This window comes from Mesorhizobium sp. ESP-6-4, from assembly GCF_020164735.1.
Classification (GTDB): domain Bacteria; phylum Pseudomonadota; class Alphaproteobacteria; order Rhizobiales; family Rhizobiaceae; genus Mesorhizobium.
Map to the genome: position 1 here is coordinate 578514 of NZ_JAIUGS010000001.1, position 15139 is coordinate 593652.

Consider the following 15139-nt stretch of genomic DNA (forward strand, 5'->3'; position numbering starts at 1 on the left):
TCGTGGTGGAGGTTGAACGTGGAATTTGAGGACAGGGTGGCGGCGTATGCGCCGAAGCTCGAGGCGCTGCAGGCCGAGCTTGCATCGCGCGGCGTCGAGTTCGTCGAGGTGCATACCGTCGACACGTCGGGCGTCGTACGCTCCAAGATCGCGCCGCTGAAGCTCTCCACAGCCGGTGAGTCGATCAATGCCATCCTCTATTGCGTCACGCATGGCGACGGCCAGCCGATGGGCGACGTCGCCTTCGCCTCGCCGAGCGCCAATGAGGAGAACGGCTTTCCCAACATCAAGGGTATCATCGATCCGGATACGGTGGTGCAGCATGGCTGGAAGCCGAAATTCGCTTCCGCCATCACGCGCTCCTACATGCTGGACGGCGCCGTCTGTCCGTATGACCCGCGCGGCGTGCTGGCGCGCGTCGAGGAGCGCGCGAGGGCGCTTGGCTATGAGCCGAAATTCGCGCTCGAATACGAGTTCGGCATTTTCCACGCCGACCATGATCTGATGCGCGCCGGCCGTTATCGCGAGCTGAAGCCATGGGGCCATTCGCTGATCAACTACGACCTCGTGCGCAGTGGCGAATACCAGGATTTCGCCGCCGAATTCATTACGCGCATGAAGAGCATCGACATCGGCGTCGCCTCGCTGGTGACCGAATATGGCTACGGCATGTATGAATACGCGCTAACGCCGAAGAGCGCGTTGGCGGCGGCGGATGCCGCGATGCGCGCCAAGCTGCATCTGCGCGAGCTGTGCGCCGAGCGTGGCTTGGTGGCGACCTTCATGACGCGCTTCCAGCCGCCGGGCAAGGAAAGCGCCTGCGGCGCGCACCATCATGTCAGCCTGTGGCGGGACGGCAAGCCGGCCTTCGCGGCTGGACCGAACCGGCTGACGCCGGTCGCCGAGAAATTCCTCGCCGGCGTGCTCAACCGCATGCAGGAGACCCATATTTTCTTCCGGCCGACGGTCAACTCCTACCGCCGCTTCGATCGCGGCGCGTGGTCGCCGGAAGACGTCGCCTGGGGCTTCGAGAACCGCACCGCGCCGATCCGCGCCATCACCACGCCGAACGATGCCGCGTGCCGGTTCGAGCACCGGGCGCCTGGCGCCGACGTCAATCCCTATCTCTCGATCGCCGCGATCCTGGCGGCCGGCTGCGAAGGCATCGAGAAGGATTTGCCGCTCGAGGCGCCGGTGACGAGCAACCTCGCCAACCTCGACAAGCCGAAGCTGCCGCGCACGCTCAATGCTTCTATTGAAGCCTTCGCCGCATCCGATTTCTGCGCCGAGGCGTTCGGCGAAGCGTTCCGCGACAACTACGCCGAAAGCCGCCGCGCCGAGCAGGCGGCCTTCGATGCCTGGGAGGCCTCGCATATCACGGACTTCGAGTGGCAGCGCTATTTCGTCAGCTGAGCTGCCTAAAGATTCCAACGTTTCGCAACCCGGCGATCAGTTCCGCTGATCGCTGGGTCAAGCGAATTGGTGTGACATTGGAGGCGACGCTCTCTAAATCAAGCCGCTCTTAAAGCGCGTGCGCTGAACGAATCCAGGCGACGCGCTTTAAGTCTTTTGTTGATGCATGTCGTTGTCCCAGAACCGCTGCGCACTTCTGGGCGACATGCACGAGGAGCGGCGCATGGCAGCGGAAGCAATGTCTGAAGGCAGAACGGGCGGCGATTTCTGGGACGGCGTGCGGCTTTCAATGCCGGTGGTCGTCGCCTCCGCGCCGTTCGCGATCCTGTTCGGCACGATCGCCGTCGACAATGGGTTTTCCGTCCTCGAAGCCTTCCTGATGAGCGCCATGATCTATGGCGGCGCCAGCCAGATGGTCGGCATCGAACTGTTCGGCCAGCATGTCGCGCCATGGCTGATTGTGCTGTCGATCTTCGCGGTGAACTTTCGCCACGTGCTCTATTCGGCCGGCATCGGCAGGCGCATCGCGCATTGGCCGGTGCTGCAGCAGGCGCTCGGCTATTTCATCCTGACCGATCCGCAATTCGCCATCGCCGAGGCGAGGGCGGAGTCCGGCCGTCCCGTCGGCTTCGTCTGGTATCTGGGGCTAGGCCTGCCGGTCTATGTGTTCTGGGTTATCGAAAGCGGATTGGGCGCGGTGTTCGGCAAGCTGATCCCCGACACGCATGCGCTGGGCATCGATTTCCTTTTGCCGATCTATTTCCTCGGCCTGGTGCTCGGCTTTCGCAAACGGCCGCTCTGGGCGCCCGTCGTCGCCGCCAGCGCCGTCGCCTCGATCATCGCCTATCGAACCGTGGGCTCACCCTGGCATGTCTCGATCGGCGCGGTCGCCGGCATCGTCCTGGCGGTGATCCTGCCGCCGCATCACAGCGGCGTGGGCAAGCGGCCATGAGCACGACCTTCTGGATCATCCTGGCCGGCGCCGTCGCCACCTATCTGACCCGTGTCGGCGGCCACCTCGTCATCTCGCGCTTTGAGACCATCCATCCGCGCGTCGAGGCCGGGTTGAACGCCGTGCCGGCCGCGGTGCTGACGACGCTCGTCGCGCCGGAACTGCTGCATGCCGGGCCGGCCGAATGGGCGGCGCTGATCGTCACCGTGCTGGTGTCGCTGCGCGGCGGCCTGATGGCGATGTTTCTGGCTGGGGCCGCTGTCCTGATTCTGGCGAGGCAGTTCGTCGTATAGCTTTCCATCCTGAATGGCTGGCGCTGCCCCTCATTGTCCTGCCCGTCCTCCGCAGCAGCTTCGGAGGATGACCTGGGCATTTCTCGCTGTGGAGCGCTAGGGGATGCACACATTTCCCAAGCGGCTGGTTTTGGACGATAGCGTGCATAGCAGCTTGGCGCATGCATTGTCTTACGCTGCGCTGGTCGACCCCCACTCCGTCTCGGCTTCGCCGAGCCACCTCTCCCCCGATCGACGGGGGAGAGGAAAGGCGCCGAGCTTTTTGCCGCCAACGCTCGTCCAGCAAGGCTCCCTTCCTTTCCCTCCGGAGGGGGGAAAGGTGGCGCTGCGAAGCAGCGACGGATTGGGGGAACCACGTGGCAATCAAGGCTTCGGCCTGATCAGTCGCGCCAGTCACAGAAGATGTGTGCATGGCGTAGCCGTCGAACCGGGAGACAGAAGCTCACCTCAAATCTTCGCATCGTGCGGCAGCGGTGCTGTCGCCTTCTCCAGCCAGGCCAGCGTTTCGCCGTCGACCATCGGGCCGATCTCGGCCAGCACCCGGGCATGATAGCGGTCGAGCCACTGCAACTCGTCCCGGTGCAACAGATCGGTGCGGATGAGCCGCTTGTCGATCGGCGCCAGCGTCAGCGTCTCGAAGCCGTGCATGGCGATGTCGCCGCCCTCGATCTGCTCCGCCGGCGTGACCAGGATCAGGTTCTCGATGCGGATGCCGTAGGCGCCTTCCTTGTAGTAGCCCGGTTCGTTGGACAGCATCATGCCGGCAAGCAGCTTTTCTGTGCCGGTGCGGGCGATGCGCTGCGGCCCTTCATGCACGGCGAGGTAGGAGCCGACACCGTGGCCGGTGCCGTGGGCGAAGTCGCAGCCATGCTTCCATAGCGCCACGCGGGCAACGGCGTCGATCTCCGAACCGCGCGTGCCGGCGGGGAAACGCAGCGTCGAGATGCCGATCATGCCCTTCAGCACGAGGGTGAAGCGCTCGCGCATCTCCTCGCTCGGCTGGCCGATCGGCACGGTGCGGGTGATGTCGGTCGTGCCGTCCTGATACTGGCCGCCGGAATCGAGCAGGAACAGCTCGCCGCTCTCAAGCTTGCGGCTGGTGGCGCGCGAGACGCGGTAGTGCATGATCGCGCCGTTCGGGCCGGCGCCGGAAATCGTGTCGAAGGAGACGTCGCGCAGCGGCATCTGCGTTTCCTCGCCGGTCTGCCGGCGCACCTCCTCAAGCTTGGTGACGACGGCGATTTCGTCCGGCGTGCCGGGCTTCTGGCGATCGAGCCAGCACAACAGCTTGGCGACCGCGGCACCGTCGCGGCGATGCGCGGCGCGGCTGCCGGCGATCTCGGCCTGGTTCTTGGTCGCGCGGGGAATACGCGCCGGGTCAGCGGCTAAGACGACCTTGCCGCCATTGTCCTCCACCAACGTGCGGAGCTTCTCCGCCGCCAGCACCGGATCGAGCGCGATTTTCGCACCACCCTTGGCGAGTTCAATGACAGCGGCTTCGAACTCGCCTGGATCATGCGGATCGGCAAGCTGGGTGAGGTAAGCCGCGACCTGCCGCGGGAATTTGCGCTGGTCCATGAACAGCTGATGCTTGCTATCGGCGGCGAGAATGGCGAAGCCGAGCGCCAGCGGCGTGTGCGGCACGTCGCCGCCACGGATGTTGAAGGCCCAGGCTATCGAGGACGGATCGGTCAGCACCGCATGGGTGGCGCCGTCCTTTTCGATCGCGCCTGCCAGCCGTTTGAGCTTGTCCTTGGCGAGCTCGCCGGCGAGGTTTTGCGGATGGATCTCGACAGGCGCGCGGGGCGGTTCCGGCTGATCCGTCCAGATGATGTCGACGGGATTCCTGTCGAGCGGCACCAATGTCGCGCCGGATTGCTCGGCCGATGCCTTCAGCGCCTTGATCTCGCCGATCGTGTGCAGCCAGGGGTCGAAGCCGAGCCTTGCGCCCTTGCCGAGATTGTCCTTGATCCAGCTGGCCGGCGGATTGTCGACAAGGCTTTCGACGGTGAAGATCGACAGGTCCACCTCGCCCCGCACCTGCAGCGTGTAGCGGCCGTCGACGAAGATGAAGGCGCGGTCGCGCAGCACGATCGCGACGCCGGCCGAACCGGAAAAGCCGGTCAGCCACTTCAGCCGCGCCGAGCGGTCGGCGACATATTCGCCCTGGTGCTCGTCCGCGCGGGGAACAAGGAAGCCATCCAAACCATGCTCAGCCAGCCATTGCCGCAGCTGCGCCACACGCGGCTTACCGACGGCAGGATCACCAGCGGAATCAAAGGTCTGGAACATTTTTGGCCTCTCTTCGATGCTTGTTGCGAGCGTAGCGCATGACCCCGGAAATCGGAATCGATTTCGGCAGGGCCAGATCGGCTGGATGCAACCCGGCCTCAGCGCTTGAGGTGGATGGTCACCCAGCCCTCGCGATGCAAGGTGCGCACGTGGCGGAAGGCTTGGCCGACATAGGCCGAGATCACCGCGTCGCGCTGCCGGTCGAGGATGCCGGAGAGCACCAGCGAGCCGCCCAGGCTGATGTGCTTGGCCATTTCGGGCGCGAGCCGCATCAGCGGCCGGGCCAGGATGTTGGCGACGATGAGGTCGAAAGGTGCGCGCCTGGCGAAGATCGGATGATGGAAGCCGGGCGCCGTCACCGTCTCGACCAGCGCCTTGACGTGATTGAGGCGGGCATTGGCGGCGGCGACGCGGACGGCGACCGGATCGATGTCGGTCGCCAGCACCGGGATATGCGCGAGCTTGGCCAGCGCGATGGCGAGCACGGCGCTGCCGGTGCCGAGGTCGAGCGCGTTGCGCGGCCGCTCGCGCAGCACCACCTGCTCCAGCACTTCGAGGCAGCCGGCGGTGGTGCCGTGGTGCCCGGTGCCGAAGGCAAGGCCCGCCTCGATCTCGATGGCGAGGTCGCCACTGCGACGCTTGGCCCGGTCGTGCGAGCCGTGGACGAAGAAGCGTCCGGCGCGGACCGGCTTCAAGCCTTCCAGCGAGCGCGACACCCAGTCGACGTCGGGAAGGACCTCGCGCTCGATCGCCTTCGGCAGGCCGAGACCGGCGAGGACATCCCTGACCCGCGCCTCGATGGGATCGATGTCGCCATCGGCATAGAGCGACACTTCATGGATATCTTTTTCCTCGTCGAGCTCCAGCACGGCGATCGGCAGGCCGTCATCCTCGAACGCTGCGTCCAGCGCCGCGAAGATGCGGTCGGCTTCAATCTTGTTGGCGGTAAGATGGAGTCTGGTTTGCCCCATCAGAAAGATTCTTGTTTGAACATGATCTTTTCCGAAAACCGGTTCCTACTTTTTGCGGTCGCTGACCTTCGGTTCGGGATCAGGTTTGCCCACCCGCAGCCAGCCGCTTCAGCTTGGCTATCGCGGTGTCGGCGCTCTCCCCATAGGCGATGGTGCCGGCGAAATCGCCATTGGCGTTGAGCAGCAGCACCGAGGCCGTGTGGTCCATCGTGTAGTCGCCGTCGCCAGTGTCGACCTTCTTCCAATAGATACCGAAGGCCTTGGCCATGGCATGCACCTTGTCCGGCTCGCCGGTGATGCCGGTGATCCGGTCGGAGAAGTTGCTGACATAGGTGTTCATCGTCTCCGGCGTGTCGCGTTCCGGATCGACGGTGACGAAATAGGCGCTGAGGTCCTTGCCGCTGTCGCCCATCGTCTTCAGCCAGCCGGCGAGCTCAAACAGTGTCGTCGGGCAGACTTCAGGGCAATGGGTGAAGCCGAAGAACACGACGCTGGGGTGTCCCCTGAAGGCGGCTTCGGTGATCGGCGCGCCTTTGTGGTCGACCAGCGTGAAGGGCGCGCCGAAGGGCTCGCCGCCATAGTGGCCCCGGTACCAGTCGAATGTCAGCCAGCCGATGCCCGCCGCCATCAGGACGAGAATGCCGACCAGGATTGAGCGCATCATCAGTGAATGTCCGTTGCTTTGGCTGGAAGCCAGTTCGGCGACAGTCTTAGCGGGTCGGCGCCGGGCGCGCAAAGATGTCGCGTTGCCGCAAGCCGCCGGGCGGGCCGATCGGCTTGCAAACGCCACGATCCTGTCCCACCTGACATCGGCAAACGTGAACCGAGGAGGCTTCCTTGCGAAAACTGATCGGCTTGTTCGCCGCCTGTCTTGCCCTGAGCGCCGGCGCGGCCATGGCTGACGAAGTGGGTAAAGTGGGTGTCGACTGGGTCGGCAACGACATCATGGTCGATGCGATCAAGGACCCGAAGGTCGACGGCGTCACCTGCCATGTCGCCTATTTCGACCGCAGCATCATCGACCGGCTGCATAAGGGCAACTGGTTCGAGGATCCTTCCGATTCGTCGATCTCCTGCCGCCAGACCGGGCCGATCACCATCGGCGACATCGACATGGGCGAGGGCGGCGAGGAGGTGTTCAAGCAGGGCCTCAGCCTGATCTGGAAAAAGCAGGTGGTGAACCGCATCTACGACAAGAAGAACGAGACGCTGATCTATCTGTCGCATTCGCGCCAGGTGCAGAACGGCTCGGCGAAGATGTCGGTCACGACCGTGCCGCTTTACGGCCAGAACGTGGTGTGGACCAAGGGCAAGCCGCAATAGGCGATAGGCTTGGCGGGGGCAGGCCGCGCTTGCAGGGCCGTCCCCGCCGGCGTAAAGCCCCCTCATGGACCGTCCTGAAACCCTCGTCCTCAAGGATCCCGAGCCGCGCATCCATCCGACCGCGGAGCTGAAGGCATGCAAGCTCGGCCGCTATGCCTCGATCGGCGAGCGGGTGATCCTGCGCGAGGTGAGCGTCGGCGACTTTTCCTATTTCGAACGCCATTGCGAGGCGATCTATACGACAATCGGCAAGTTCTGCTCGATCGCCGCGAACAGCCGCATCAACGCGCTAGAGCATCCGATCGAGCGGCTGACACAGCACAAGGTCAGCTACCGGCCGAACGAGTATTTTCGCTGGCTGGGCGTCGACACGGCTTTTCGCGCGCGACGGCAAGCAAAATCGGTCATCATCGGCCATGATGTCTGGATCGGACACGGCGCGGTGATCATGCCGGGTGTCGCGATCGGCAACGGCGCGGTCATCGGCGCCAATGCGGTGGTGACACATGACGTCGCGCCCTACACGATCGTCGCAGGCGTTCCGGCAAAGCCGCTGCGCCGGCGGTTCTCCGCCACCGTCGCGTCGCGCATCGAAGCCCTTGCCTGGTGGGACTGGCCGCCCGAGAAACTGGCGAGCGCAATCCCCGATATGCAGGCCATGCCGATCGAAGCCTTTCTCGATCGTTGGCAAGAAACGCTTACCGACACGGGCGGAACGCCGTCGAGCACATGACCGGCGCTGTCTGACCGGTCCCCTTCCACTCTTCGGAACTAAATGCCCCTTCCGCCATGCGGGGGTGGCGCGGCGGAAGGGGCTGGAGGTAAACCGCCGTGAAGCGGAAGGAACAGGCTTTCGGCCTGCACCGGCACTATTGCAAATAAACGGATAAGGTGTTTTTTCGCGAAACTGCGCTTTCTGCGTGTAGCCGATTGCGTGCACGTGTCGGCACAAAATTCGATCCCGCGGAACCGGAGCGGGCGGCAGCTTGTTTCTTCGCAAATGCCAGCACATCCACGGTTCGAGGGACTTGCATGATCGAGAAGGTTTTCACGCGGATAGCCAACCAGGTGGCACATCTGGCGGGGCTGCCGCCCACCTTCGCCATCTGTGTGGCGATCGTGGTTGTATGGGCGTTGAGTGGACCGCTCTTCGGGTTCTCGGACACCTGGCAATTGGTCATTAACACCGGCACCACCATCATCACCTTTCTGATGGTGTTCCTGATCCAGAACACGCAAAATCGCGATGGCGCGGCGATCCAGGCCAAGCTGGACGAACTGATCAGGGTGAGCCGCGCCCATAACCATTTCATCGGAATCGAACACCTGACGGAGTCAGAGGTGGAGGAGATCCGCTCGAAATGCGAGGCGGCGGCAAAACGGCATGACAGCGAGATCGCCGAAAAGGCGGCCAAGAAGGCCGTCGCCGGAAAGAACGGCACCAGGCATGCGCCCAAGACCGCCGGCGCGGCCACAAAGAAGACCGCGGCCGGGAAGAACGCATCCAAGAAGAAAGCCGCGGCTTGACAGGGCCGTCAGCGGTTCATGAAGGCCGCGAAGGCATCCTTGTGATCGGGATGCCAGCGCGACAGGGCAGGGCGGTTCTCGATGATGTCTCCCATCGCCCAGGCCATTCGCTTTTCGTCGATCGGCCGCGTCACTTCGTTGTCCGGGCAGAGTATGTAGAAGTCGTCCTCCATCAGCGATGTCAGCATGAAGTCGATCACCTGCTCGCCGGTCCAGGCGCCGGCGGGCTTTTCCGTCGCGCCTTCGGTCAGGCCGGTATAGGTGAAGCCCGGGATCAGCAGATGCGCCGACACCTTGGCTCCCGGCTCGTTGCGCAGCGCATGCGCCAGTCCTTCGGTAAAGGTCTTCACGCCGGCCTTGGAGACGTTGTAGGCGAGATTGCCGGGCGGCGTGGTGATGCCCTGCTTGGACCCGGTGTTGATGATCAGGCCCGGCTTTCCGGCGGCGAGCATGCGCGGCGCGAAGGCTTCGACGCCATGCACGACGCCCCAGAAATTGATATCCAGCAGCCGCTTCCAGGCGTCGCGGTTCTCCCACGGCTTGCCCGGATTGTTGCCGACGCCGGCATTGTTCATCAGCACCGACACCGCACCGAAGGCACCGTAAGCGAGATCTGCGAGCCGGTCGACCTCTTCCGCCCTGGAGACATCGGTCGGGATTGGGAGGACGGCATCCTCGCCGCCGATCGCGGCGACCGCCTGCTTCGCCTGGTCGAGGCGCATGCCGCCGATGTCGGCAAGCACCACCTTCATGCCCATTGCCACGAACCGTTTTGCGGCGGCAAGGCCGATGCCGCTGGCGCCGCCGGTGATGACGGCGACATTGCCGGAGGCGAAGGCGGGCAGGGCGGTCTGGATCTGGGCGTCGCTGGTCATGAGTTCCATCCTTGTTCGGGTCGGGCCGAACTTAACGCCAGGCGCCGCCGAGGCAAGGCCGGTTCGTCCGGTGATTACGGCGAAAGCCGCAACGGGTTGACGGCGAAAGCCGCAACGGGTTGACCATCGCAGCGCACGCCGCGCATGTTGTCCCAAAAAGGAGTTCGGCATTTGACCGACTGGATCGGAATCCTGAAGGAGCAAACCGTCAACGGCGACCAGATGAGCCGCGACGTGCCTAAGATGCTCGCCAATCCCGACATCAGCGAGACGCAGGTGAAGACGCTGTTTGCGGCGCTGGAGAAGCAGGCGGATTTCGCCGAGAAGCTAAGGCTGGCGCTGGAGAAATTCGGCCATGACTTTCCGATCATCAAGGCAGCCGAGAGGCTGGAGGAGCGCTATGCCGACCTTGCCGCCTCGGCGGCGGAAAAGCTGAAAACCATGCGGAAGTAAGCGTTATTTCTCTACCAACCGTTCGAAGCGCTTGTCCGGCACAAACCAGATGGTCGCTACAAGCACATAGATCGCCACGCTGATCCACTGGTTGAGGAAGCTGAGCAGGACTGCGGCGATATAGAGCGCCAGCGAGATCTTGCCTTTGTTGTCACGACCGACGGCCTTGGCGAAGGTCGTGTCGGCGCCGTGCAGATGGCGCAGCTTGAGGACCAGGATGGTGTAGGCGACGGCGCAAAGCGCGAGGTCGATGCCATAGACGGCGACCGGTACGGGCGCGAAGTGGTTCTCTCCCATGAACGCGGTGGTCACCGGCATCAGCGACAGCCAGAACAAAAGGTTCAGGTTGGCCCACAGCACGCGTCCATCGACCCGCTGCACGGTGTGGAACATGTTGTGCAGGTTGTTCCAGTAGATGCCGACATTGATGAAGGACAGCACATAGCAGAAAAAGACCGGCCACAGCGGCAGAAGCGCTGAGAAATCTTCGCCATGCGGCACTTTCAGCTCCAGCACCATGATGGTGATGATGATGGCGACGACACCATCGGTGAATGCCTCGACCCGTCCCTTGCCCATGGTTCCTCCTCGTCGGCCGACAAAAGCTACGCGAGGATTTCGCACAAGACCATCCTGTCAGGATTGTCAGGAGGACATTCGGTGGCTGGAACAGCGCCATTATATAGGCGTTGGGCTTGCAACCCCCGGAGGTTGCCATGACCAGCTACGCTCAAACCATGACGCGTGACAATGAGCTTGGCGGCGGCGCCGCAATGGCCGTCGTCGCCGCCATGATCGCAGCGCTTTTTGCCGGCAGCACCGCGCTGACGCCGCTTTATGTGATCTACAAGCAGGCCTTCGGCTTCTCGCAGGTCACGCTGACGCTGGTTTACGCCGTCTATGTGGTCGGCAATCTGGCGGCGTTGCTGTTTTTCGGCCGCCTGTCGGATGTCGTCGGCCGCCGCCCCGCCGCGCTAGCGGCGATGGGCGTTGCCGTGGTCAGTGCGTTGTTTTTCCTCTTCGCCGAAAACCTCGCCTGGCTCGACATCGCCCGTATCCTCAGCGGGCTCGGCATCGGTGTCGGCGCGGGGGCGGGCACCGCCTGGCTGGCCGAGCTGATCGAAGGCAAGGACAAGTCACGCGCCGCCGTCATCGCCACCAGCACCAACTTTGTCGGTCTCGGGGCCGGCGCGCTCATGTCGGGGCTGCTAGCCCAATATGCGCCCTGGCCGCTCAGGCTGACATTCGCCGTCTATCTCGTGCTGCTTGCCTTGGTCACCCTACTGATCTGGCGCACGCAGGAAACCGTCTCCAGGCCCCGACGGTTCTCCGACGTCTCGCTGAGGCCGCGGCTTTCGGTGCCGGACAACATCCGCGCGCAATTCGTGGCGCCGGCGGTGACTGGCTTCGGCGCCATGGCGCTGGTCGGCTTCTACGCGGCGCTGGCGCCGAGCATCCTGGCGCAGCAGCTGCATGTGACCAATCATGCCGAGGCTGGCGGGCTTTTCTTCGAGCTGTCGATTGTGGCGGCCATCACCATCGTCGCCACCACATGGCTCTCCAGCCGCTCCACCATGCTTGCCGCGCTGGTGCTGATGATCCCGACCGTGGCGCTGATCGTGGCGGCGCAGGTCTATGCCTCGATGCTCCTGATGATCGTTGCGACGGCGCTCTGCGGCGTGGCGGCGGCGCTCGGCTATCGCGGCGGCCTGCAAGTGGTGAATCAGATCGCGCCCGCCGACCGCCGCGCCGAGGTGGTCTCGTCCTTCTTCATCTGTTGCTTCTGCGGCAACGCGCTGCCGGTGATCGGCATCGGCATCCTGTCGAGCCTGGCGAACGCAACCATCGCAAGCCTGGCCTTTGCCGGCATGATCGTCGTCTTCTCGCTGGTGGCGCTTGGCTTCGGCGCCAAATACGCGCGGTAGCGGATTTTCACGTTTTCCTGTCGTCGCGGATTTTAGCCGTTCGGCGTCTCCGGCAGGAGCTGCGCGCGCTGGCGCGGCACGCCGAGGCCCGTGTCGGGCGGCTCGCCGGCCGCCGGCCTGTCCTCAATCATGTGCATCGTGCGCCAGCGGCCGAAGCGGTAATAGGCGGCGGCGAGGGCCAGCGAGGCGATCGAACCTGCCGGAAAGCTCCACCACAGCGCCTCCTGGCCGATGACGCTGCGCATGGAATAGGCAAAGCCGGTGCGAATGATCAACACCGAGATGATCAGGATGATCAGCGGCGGCATGACAGCGCCGGTGGCCCGCACCGTGGCGAACAGCACGATCGTGACGCCGAACAGGATGAACGACCAGGACGCCACCTTGTTGATGTGGGCGGCGATGTCGATCGCGGCGCTGTCGGTGCTGAGGAAGAGGCTGAGCACTGCGCGGTCGAAGACGAAAAGCAGCGCCACCAGCGCGCCGGTCAGCACCAAGTTGAAGCCGACGCCCGACGCCGCGACCCTGCCGATGCGGTCCCAGCGCCCGGCGCCGACATTCTGCGCCGCCATCGAGGAGACGGCGGCGCCGATCGCCAGAGCCGGCATCTGGATGTAGGTCCAGAGCTGCGCGGCGATGCCGTAAGCGGCGGCTACCTGGGAGCCGTAGGAATTGACGATGCCCATCACGGTCAATGCCGCCGCCGAGATGACGATCATCTGCAGCCCCATCGGAATGCCCTTGAAGACGACGATGCGCAGCAATTTCGGGTCGGGCCGCAGCAGCGAGAGATCGCTGCCCGCCAGCCGCAGCGGGTGTTTGCGCACATAAAGCACGATCAGGATGGCAATCACGCTCACCGTCTGGCCTATGAGCGTCGACGTTGCCGAACCGGCAATGCCGAGCTCGGGGAAGGGGCCGATGCCGCGGATCAGCAGCGGATTGAGCACGACGTCGAGCACGACCGCCAGCGCCATGAAGACGAACGGGGTTCGCGAGTCGCCGGCGCCGCGCAGCACGGTCATGACGAAGGATAAAAGGTTCATCATCGGCACCGCGACGAAGATGATGCGCAAATAGGCGCGCGCCAAAGGCAAGGCATCGGCCGGCGTGCCGAGCCCGGTCAGGATGGCGTCGACCCAGATCCAGCCGCAGACGGCGAACACGACCGAGACGAGGAAGAAGAAGGTGGCGCTGGTTCCGACGATGCGCTTCGCCTCGGGCAGGTCGCGGGCGCCGACCGATTGCGCCACCAGAATGGTCGCCGCCATGCCGATGCCGAAGACGGTGCCGAGGATGAGGAACAGCACCAGATTGGCGTTGGAGGTCGCCGTCAGCGCCGCCTCGCCGAGGAAGCGGCCGACCCAGACCGCGTTGATCGAGCCGTTGAGTGACTGCAGCACGTTGGAGCCCAGCACCGGCAGGGCGAACAAAAGCAGCGTGCGCGGAATGGGGCCGCTGGTCAGGTCGCCGGTCCGCCGGCGGGTGGGCTGTTCGTCATCCATGTTGTTACCCATGGCAATGGGGCCGAAACTGAATCAGGCCCGCGATGCTATCGCAGGCCTGATGCTCATGCATCCCTTCAGAAGAGGGTCGGCTGCCGCGGCAGCCGACCGCATCCCATTACTGAGTGGTGTTTCCAGAAAGGCCGGGGAGTGTGACCTGATAGACCAGGAAGGTGGTGTCGACATCGGCGCCGTCCTCGGCCTTGTACGCAGCGCCGACCTGGAAGCCGTCCTGGGTGAGGAAGTCGTTGTCGTTGGCGACGAACAGGAAATAGTCGTCGGGCAGCTTCGGATCGAGCACCGGCGCCAGCGACATCGCCTCCCACTTCTCCGAGAGGTTGTTCTTGTCGTTCGGCGCGCCGTTGTGCAGGCCGAAGCGGCCGAGCTCGCCCTTGTCGTTGATGTCGATGAACGGCGTCAGCTTGGCCGGCGTCACCGACGCATCGAGCATGCCCTTCGGCGCGACCGGCTTGTCGGCGGCGTCGAACGGTCCGTTGGCGATATCGGTGGCGGCGGAGAGGTCGACGATCTCGATCTTGCGATAGAGCGACTCGTCGCCCTTAACGCCCTGGCCGTTGCCTGAGTCGCGCGCCAGCATCAGAAAGCTCTTGTCGGAGAGTGCGACGATCTCGCTCTGAGCGGCCACCTTGGTCTTGCCCTTGGCATCCTTGAACACCGGCAACGGCACGACATATTCATGCGCCAGCTTGAGGTGGGCGAGATCGGAAGCGTCGTAAACCAGCGCGCGGGTGTTCTGGCGGGTCGAGCCGGAATCGCCGCCGTCCTGGCGGGGCGCCGACTGCAGCACGGCGATCAGGAACCTGCCGTCCGGCGTCATCGACATGCCTTCGAGGCCCTGGTTGTTCTGGCGGCCGGTTTCGGGATCCTTCGGATCGGGCTCGGCAGCGCCCGGGCCCGGGTTGTCGGACGCGAAGTTCGGCTTGCCGTGGCGCATCGGAACCAGCGCCGCGGGCGGTTGGGTCGCCGACATCAGACGGCCTTCGGCCGAAAAGCGGTAGATGTTGGGACCATATTCGTCTGAGATGAACATCGTGCCGTCCGGCAGCCGCACGATCGCTTCGTCATCGAGCGCCAGCTTGCCATTGGCCTCAGGCAGCATCGGCATGTCGCCGGCGGCGGCGCGCACGCCGTTCAACGGATCGAGGCCGGTGGCGTCGGCGCCCTTGTCGTCGGTCAGAAGCATCGTGTCGGCGAGCGTCGCCTTAACGCCCGACTGTTCCTGTCCGGCAGCGGGCGCCGCGCCGGGTGCTGTCGGCGCCAGCTCGATCGAGATGGTGTTGAGGCGCGGGCGATAATCGGTGGTTCCGACGACATTGTAGCCGCGGTCCGGCAGCAGCCAGAGCGAACCCTTGTAGGTGGCCCCTTCACGCGTCCAGGATTTGGTGTCGATCGCCATGCCTGAACCTGAACCGAAGGTCTCGCCGAACTTGTCCTTCTGGTTGGCCGGGATGCGGCCGATGCCGACGAGTCCCTTGTTGACGTAAGCGACGCCGTCGGCGAGCGCCGGGGTCAGGGAAGTGAACAAGGCAAGTGCCGCGCCGAGCGCGACGGTTCGGTTGAGATGTTTCATCGATATCCCCTTCTTGACG

At 64.3% G+C, this 15139-nt stretch carries 15 protein-coding genes; 8 read left to right on the plus strand and 7 right to left on the minus strand.

Features of this window, described 5'->3' with window-relative positions:
- Positions 1–18: 18 nt before the first annotated feature.
- The 3 genes from LB523_RS02590 to LB523_RS02600 all read left to right on the plus strand — a co-directional run bounded on the left by LB523_RS02590 (position 19) and on the right by LB523_RS02600 (position 2658).
- A complete protein-coding gene (locus LB523_RS02590; protein WP_224522851.1) occupies positions 19–1413 on the plus strand; it encodes a glutamine synthetase family protein in 1395 nt (464 codons plus the stop codon).
- Positions 1414–1636: 223 nt separating this feature from the next.
- Positions 1637–2365 carry an AzlC family ABC transporter permease gene (locus LB523_RS02595; protein ID WP_224600799.1) on the plus strand — a complete coding sequence of 243 codons (729 nt, stop codon included), beginning with the start codon at positions 1637–1639 and terminating at the stop codon, positions 2363–2365.
- Positions 2362–2658 (plus strand): AzlD family protein, encoded by a 297-nt coding sequence (locus LB523_RS02600; RefSeq protein WP_224600800.1) that lies wholly within the window; start codon positions 2362–2364, stop codon positions 2656–2658. Before LB523_RS02595 ends, LB523_RS02600 begins: the two co-directional genes overlap by 4 nt.
- A gap of 447 nt (positions 2659–3105) precedes the next feature.
- On the opposite strand, the gene LB523_RS02605 is transcribed toward LB523_RS02600, so the two are convergent.
- The 3 genes from LB523_RS02605 to LB523_RS02615 form a co-directional block, all read right to left on the minus strand.
- The gene (locus LB523_RS02605) at positions 3106–4950 is read right to left on the minus strand and encodes an aminopeptidase P family protein (protein ID WP_224600801.1); all 1845 of its coding nucleotides are present in this window, start codon (positions 4948–4950) and stop codon (positions 3106–3108) included.
- A gap of 98 nt (positions 4951–5048) precedes the next feature.
- Positions 5049–5921 (minus strand): 50S ribosomal protein L11 methyltransferase, encoded by an 873-nt coding sequence (locus LB523_RS02610; protein ID WP_224600802.1) that lies wholly within the window; start codon positions 5919–5921, stop codon positions 5049–5051.
- Positions 5922–6000: 79 nt separating this feature from the next.
- Positions 6001–6585: an SCO family protein gene (locus LB523_RS02615; RefSeq protein ID WP_224600803.1), complete on the minus strand. Its 585-nt coding sequence runs from the start codon at positions 6583–6585 to the stop codon at positions 6001–6003.
- Between the two features lie 230 nt (positions 6586–6815).
- On the opposite strand from LB523_RS02615, the gene LB523_RS02620 reads away from it, so the two are divergent.
- From LB523_RS02620 to LB523_RS02630, 3 genes are all read left to right on the plus strand, one after another.
- Positions 6816–7244 carry a CreA family protein gene (locus LB523_RS02620; RefSeq protein WP_224600994.1) on the plus strand — a complete coding sequence of 143 codons (429 nt, stop codon included), beginning with the start codon at positions 6816–6818 and terminating at the stop codon, positions 7242–7244.
- A 64-nt stretch (positions 7245–7308) separates the two neighbouring features.
- Complete coding sequence (locus tag LB523_RS02625; protein ID WP_224522847.1) at positions 7309–7977, plus strand: DapH/DapD/GlmU-related protein; 669 nt, start codon at positions 7309–7311, stop codon at positions 7975–7977.
- Between the two features lie 299 nt (positions 7978–8276).
- Positions 8277–8771: a low affinity iron permease family protein gene (locus tag LB523_RS02630; protein WP_224522895.1), complete on the plus strand. Its 495-nt coding sequence runs from the start codon at positions 8277–8279 to the stop codon at positions 8769–8771.
- 8 nt (positions 8772–8779) lie between these two features.
- Here the strand turns inward: LB523_RS02630 and LB523_RS02635 are convergent, their stop codons facing one another.
- On the minus strand, positions 8780–9646 hold the full coding sequence (locus LB523_RS02635) for an SDR family NAD(P)-dependent oxidoreductase (RefSeq protein ID WP_224600804.1): 867 nt from the start codon (positions 9644–9646) through the stop codon (positions 8780–8782).
- A gap of 171 nt (positions 9647–9817) precedes the next feature.
- Between LB523_RS02635 and LB523_RS02640 the strand changes: the two genes are divergently transcribed.
- Positions 9818–10099 carry a hypothetical protein gene (locus LB523_RS02640; protein WP_224600805.1) on the plus strand — a complete coding sequence of 94 codons (282 nt, stop codon included), beginning with the start codon at positions 9818–9820 and terminating at the stop codon, positions 10097–10099.
- A 3-nt stretch (positions 10100–10102) separates the two neighbouring features.
- Here LB523_RS02640 and LB523_RS02645 read toward each other — a convergent pair whose 3' ends face one another.
- On the minus strand, positions 10103–10678 hold the full coding sequence (locus tag LB523_RS02645) for a TMEM175 family protein (RefSeq protein WP_140839754.1): 576 nt from the start codon (positions 10676–10678) through the stop codon (positions 10103–10105).
- Between the two features lie 137 nt (positions 10679–10815).
- On the opposite strand from LB523_RS02645, the gene LB523_RS02650 reads away from it, so the two are divergent.
- Positions 10816–12024, plus strand: coding sequence for an MFS transporter (locus LB523_RS02650; RefSeq protein WP_224600807.1), 1209 nt, complete (start codon positions 10816–10818; stop codon positions 12022–12024).
- A 32-nt stretch (positions 12025–12056) separates the two neighbouring features.
- Here LB523_RS02650 and LB523_RS02655 read toward each other — a convergent pair whose 3' ends face one another.
- Both LB523_RS02655 and LB523_RS02660 read right to left on the minus strand, forming a co-directional pair.
- Entirely contained in the window at positions 12057–13529 is a 1473-nt protein-coding gene (locus LB523_RS02655; protein WP_224600808.1) for an MATE family efflux transporter, read from the minus strand.
- Between the two features lie 118 nt (positions 13530–13647).
- Positions 13648–15120: an esterase-like activity of phytase family protein gene (locus LB523_RS02660; protein WP_224600809.1), complete on the minus strand. Its 1473-nt coding sequence runs from the start codon at positions 15118–15120 to the stop codon at positions 13648–13650.
- Between the last annotated feature and the right edge of the window lie 19 nt (positions 15121–15139).